Here is a 5,476-nt window from a genome sequence, read left to right on the forward strand (position 1 = left end):
CAGGTGAGAGGAACAGCAAGCAGCAACCCGAATATGACGCTGCTGCTGCAATTTATTCGGGAGAACTATGCTGAGCCGCTTAGTCTGACGGAGATTGCCAAACATTTTCATTTTAATCCATCGTATTTGTCTAGTTATTTCACAGCGCATAATAAAGAAGGCTTTAGTGAATATTTGAATAAAATCAGAGTGGAGAAAGCGGCTGAGCTGCTGCAGCAAGACGCAGCGTCCATTTCTGAGATTAGCGGCATGGTTGGTTACTCAGATCACAGTTATTTCACGAAAGTATTTAAGAAGCTGACAGGTCTGTCGCCTAGTCATTATAGAAAACAATACATGGGCAAGAAGAGGGATTAGGTTATGAGAGTTTTTTTGGACAAATTTAAATATCACGGCCTATTTATAAAAATGTTTACGGTTACGCTTGTCAGCATCATTGCCGTGTCGCTGCTTACCTCTACCGTCATGATACAAATGTCAGAGAAGCTGTTCATGAATACCTTCAGCATTACAAATTCCAAAATCATCAGTCAAATTAAAGCGAACTTTGAATCCTTCAACTATTCGATCGTCACCGCCTCCAATAATGTGCTGCAAAATGGTTCGATAAAAGGTTTCCTCACAAAGCCGGATAAAAACGCTATTTCGTCGGTTAGCAGTTATTATGAGGCCAGCATGCAAATGAAACGGATTCAGTCCAATGTCGCTGCATACCCCGTCACCATTACGATCACAGGGATTAATGGTAAAAACCATTCGACAGACAGCTATTATTGGCCGAGTTCCTTGGAGAAGCTAAGAAATAGCCGCTTAACCGAGAATACGCTAGTCGCGCCAAAGCGGTTAATCTATCAGTTGGATATTGAGAACATGGTTGATACGTCAGCAGAAGATCCGATTATCGTTGCATCCAGGGCACTTATGGAAAAGACGAGCGCGAAAAAATACGGCATTGTTTATTTTGCAATAAAGGAAAGTGAATTTAAACGGTTTTATTCAAGCTTCACAAGCAGAGGCAATGATGTCGTTATTTTGGATCGATCTGGTTTGGTCGTTTCGAGCAATCGTCATGAGCTTATAGGAAAACAAGAAGATGCTCTGCTCGGTTACGCCAAAGAAATTGACGAGCAAAAATTAGATTTTAAAGATGTAAGCGTAATGGGGAAAAGCAACTTGGTGCTCTCTCAATATCTGCCCGTTTATGATTTTTATCTCGTTAATTTAATCGACAAGCAAGCAGTGCTCAGCGAGATGGTTGATTTTAAGACTGTTGCGCTTATTTGCATTGCCATTGTTTTCAGTGCACTTATTATCGTATTTCTTATATCAAGAAGATTGACGAAATCGTTGACGATGCTCGCTAGACAAATGTCGCGTATTACGGCCAATCACTTCGATAATTATATTAACGTCACAGGCAGCTATGAGATTAAGCAGCTCGGAAATGCTTACAACTATATGTTGGATGAACTAAATGATTATATTAAGCAGCTGATTCAGACGCAGAAGGATCAGCGCAATGCAGAGCTTTCAGCACTGCAAATGCAAATTAATCCTCATTTTCTTTATAACACATTAGCATCCGTCAAAATATTAGTGCAGCAGGGCAACAAGGAAAAAGCAGCAGCCACGATCAATTCACTTATTTCATTATTGCAAAATACAGTAAGCAACATCAGCGAAACAATCAGCGTAGCGCAAGAGCTCGTCAATTTAAAACACTACGTTTTCATTAACCATGTTCGTTACGGCGAGCAAATTGTCGTCAATTATTTTGTTTCGAATGATTGTTATGGGTATCATTTACCGAAGCTCATCATCCAGCCATTTATTGAAAATGCCTTTTTTCACGCCTTCCAAGAGCGAAATGACGGACATATTTATGTGCTTTTCTCGCGCGAGGAAAATGCATTAGTGATTGAAGTCGTCGACAATGGGGTTGGCATGAAGGATTATGACCATGAAAATCAGGACAACAGCTCGAGCAGCGGCAGCCATTTTTTCTCTGGAATTGGCATTCGAAACGTTCAAGATCGGATCGTTTTGCTCTATGGTGAGGAATTTGGCGTTGAAATTGTGAGTGATATCGGTGAGGGAACACGGGTGAAAATTAGGATTCCGCTCAAATCCTCCTAAAAAAAATACCAATAAACAAAATAAATCACAATTACATAATAACGATTGGAAAGGTAACAATAGAATGACAAAAGCACACAAATATATTGCTAACGGGTCAATTTATCGAGTTGATATAATTAAAATCGTTAGCCGGCAAACGCTTTCAAATAAGTATCCAAGGGGTTGAATGAATTGAAAAAACTACTTGCAATTATGTTGGCCAGCTTCGTACTGCTGACCGCATGTTCTAGTAAAGAAAACAATGTTCCTAACAATGGCGGTACACCTGCTGAGGGGACGAAGGAAATTACAGTATGGGCGTGGGATAAAGCTTTTAACATCGGTGCTATGGAGCGCGCAAGCGAAGCCTACAAAGCAAAAAATCCGGATTCCACTCTAAAAGTTAACATCGTTGAAAATGCGCAAGCGGATATTATTCAAAAATTGAATGCTGGTTTGAACGCAGGTACAACAAAAAGCTTGCCAACAATCGTGTTGATTGAAGATTACCGTGCACAAAGCTTCTTGCAAGCTTACCCAGAAGCATTTTTCGAATTAACAGATTTCATTAAGCCAGGCGATTTTGCCGATTACAAAATCGGGCCAACTAGCCTAGATGGCAAGCAATACGGCGTACCATTTGATACGGGCGCTGCAGGCTTGTACGTAAGAAAAGACTACTTAGAAGAAGCAGGCTATAAGCTAGCTGACCTTCAAGATATTGACTGGAAGAAGTTTATCGAGATCGGTAAAGCTGTGAAAGCCAAAACAGGCAAAGCACTTCTTACACAAGATCCGAATGACCTTGGACTCATTCGCATGATGATCCAATCTGCTGGCTCATGGTATTTGAAGGAAGACGGTACTACACCTAACTTAGCAGGCAACGAAGCGCTTAAAGAAGCTTTTGAAACATACAAAGAAATTATGAACGCTGACATCGTGAAGGTTATTTCTGACWGGAGCCAATTTGTTGGTGGATTCAATAGCGGTGATGTAGCAACGATCCCTACCGGCAACTGGATTACAGCTTCCGTTAAGGCTGAAGCATCACAGTCCGGCAAATGGGCAGTCGTGCCATTCCCTAAACTAACGAACAACCCGAATTCCGTAAATGCTTCTAACCTTGGCGGCAGCTCATGGTATGTCATGAACGTTGACGGCAAAGAAGCAGCGGCAGAATTCTTGAAACAAACATTTGGTTCGGATGTAGATCTTTATCAGAAGCTTGTAACAGAGATTGGCGCAATCGGTACACTTAAAGCAGCAGCTGCTGGCGATGCGTACAAGCAATCGGATGAATTTTTCGGCGGACAAAAGGTCATTGAAGATTTCGCTAAATGGACAGAAAAAATTCCAAAAGTGAACTACGGCATGCACACGTACGCGATTGAAGATATTCTCGTTGTAGAAATGCAAAATTTCTTAGGCGGCAAAACAATCGATAAAGTGTTAAGCGATGCTCAAGCACAAGCAGAAACGCAAGTTAAATAAATCAGAGCATACGGCAAGTGAATAAAACCTGGGGCTTCTCCTACTCCTGATTCGCATGTTCGGCTTCCGGCAGCAGGAGCTGGAGGAGTCTAAAGGTTTTATTTTTTCCGTAAAGAAAGGGGTTAGGCTAACGTGAAAGCAGCGAGGCCTGGCGTGAGTATTCGCACGAGAGCCAACTTAACTGGATGGATGTTCGTTATACTAGCCGTCATTATGATTGCGGCGTTCTATTTCTATCCGATGATTCAAGCGCTCATTTTATCGTTTAAATCCGGTAAAGGTATGAATCTATCATTTACAGGATTTGATAACTACGTTCGGCTATTCAGCGATAAAACGTTTTTGACTGCCGTTAAAAACACATTTATTTATTTGATTATTCAAGTACCCGTTATGATTGTTTTGGCTATGTTTATTTCTGTATTACTAAATGACAGCAAGCTGAAATTTAAAGGTTTTTTCCGTACGGCAATATTTTTACCGGCCGTTACCTCACTCGTTGCTTATTCCGTTATTTTTAAATACTTGTTTGCTACAGACGGATTGGTCAATAAAATGCTGACTAATCTCCATTTGGTCTCGACACCGATTCAATGGATCACGGACCCTTTCTGGGCAAAAATAACAGTTATCATTGCAATCACATGGCGCTGGACTGGCTATAATATGATTTTCTACTTGTCCGCGCTTCAAAATATTGATCACTCGATTTATGAGGCAGCAAAAATTGATGGCGCCTCCTCTACGAGACAGTTTTTTGGCATTACGGTGCCATTGCTTAAACCGATCATATTGTTTACATCCATTACTTCAACGATCGGAACCTTGCAGCTGTTTGATGAAGTTGTCAATATTACGAAGGGTGGACCAGGTAATGCGTCGATGTCCATTTCGCAATATATTTACAATTTGTCATTCAAGTATTCGTCCGATTTCGGCTATGCTGCAACCGTGTCGTATTCCATCGTCATCATGATCATCATATTGGCATTTGTACAGTTTAAAGCGGCAGGTGATAAAAATGGATAAATTAAAACGCATTTTTGTTTATATTTTTCTAAGTGTCGCTGCGTTCGTGTCCATCTTTCCATTTCTTTGGATGATTATCAGCGCTACGAATAAGTCGGCTGACGTAACGAAGGGAAGATTGCTTCCCGGCAGCCAGCTGTTTGAAAATTTAAGTCAGTTATTTGAGACGGTAGATATTGTTCCAGCATTGTTGAACTCGGCAAAAATATCGGTCACAACAACCATATTGGCCATGGTTATTGCCTCACTCGCTGGTTATGGCTTTGAGATTTATAAGAGCAAAGCAAAGGATGTTGTATTTAACATCCTGCTGTTATCCATGATGATACCTTTTGCGGCTATCATGGTACCGTTGTATCAAATGTTTGCAGGCATATCGCAAGCTGTTCCCTTTCTCGGCATAGACACGTTGTCTGGTGTAGTCCTTCCGACCTTTACCACAGCATTTCTTATTTTCTTCTTCCGTCAGAACACGAAGATGTTTCCGCGGGAGCTGCTGGAGGCGGGCCGAATTGATGGGCTTAACGAAATCAGTCTTTTCTTCCGTATCTTCATGCCTACAATGAAAACGACCTATGCAGCGGCAGGAATTATTACGTTCATGTCGAGCTGGAACAACTACTTATGGCCGCTCATTGTATTGCAATCGCCGGAGAAGAAAACAATTCCGATGCTCATATCCAATCTAGGATCGAGCTATTCACCGGATTACGGCATTATTATGACAGCGATCGTTATATCCACGATTCCAACTGCGCTAGTGTTTTTCCTAATGCAGAAGCATTTCGTAGCAGGGATGACGGGTTCAGTAAAATAAGCATAATCAGAGTCAGGC

Annotated in this window: 5 protein-coding genes; all 5 read left to right on the forward strand. The window is 41.4% G+C overall.

Going from position 1 to position 5,476, the window contains the following annotated elements; translation table 11 throughout:
• The coding region (locus tag AC1DSE_RS29285; RefSeq protein ID WP_477528629.1) for a helix-turn-helix domain-containing protein at positions 1-357 on the forward strand (357 nt) is incomplete at its 5' end.
• A gap of 3 nt (positions 358-360) precedes the next feature.
• A complete protein-coding gene (locus tag AC1DSE_RS29290) occupies positions 361-2,136 on the forward strand; it encodes a sensor histidine kinase (protein ID WP_477512631.1) in 1,776 nt (591 codons plus the stop codon).
• 174 nt (positions 2,137-2,310) lie between these two features.
• Entirely contained in the window at positions 2,311-3,612 is a 1,302-nt protein-coding gene (locus AC1DSE_RS29295) for an ABC transporter substrate-binding protein (protein ID WP_477528630.1), read from the forward strand.
• Between the two features lie 189 nt (positions 3,613-3,801).
• The gene (locus tag AC1DSE_RS29300) at positions 3,802-4,641 is read left to right on the forward strand and encodes a carbohydrate ABC transporter permease (protein WP_372239025.1); all 840 of its coding nucleotides are present in this window, start codon (positions 3,802-3,804) and stop codon (positions 4,639-4,641) included.
• Entirely contained in the window at positions 4,634-5,458 is an 825-nt protein-coding gene (locus AC1DSE_RS29305; RefSeq protein WP_076270107.1) for a carbohydrate ABC transporter permease, read from the forward strand. The genes AC1DSE_RS29300 and AC1DSE_RS29305 overlap by 8 nt, the downstream gene beginning before the upstream one ends.
• Positions 5,459-5,476 lie beyond the last annotated feature (18 nt).

This window comes from Paenibacillus sp. 01L418 (assembly GCF_056400045.1).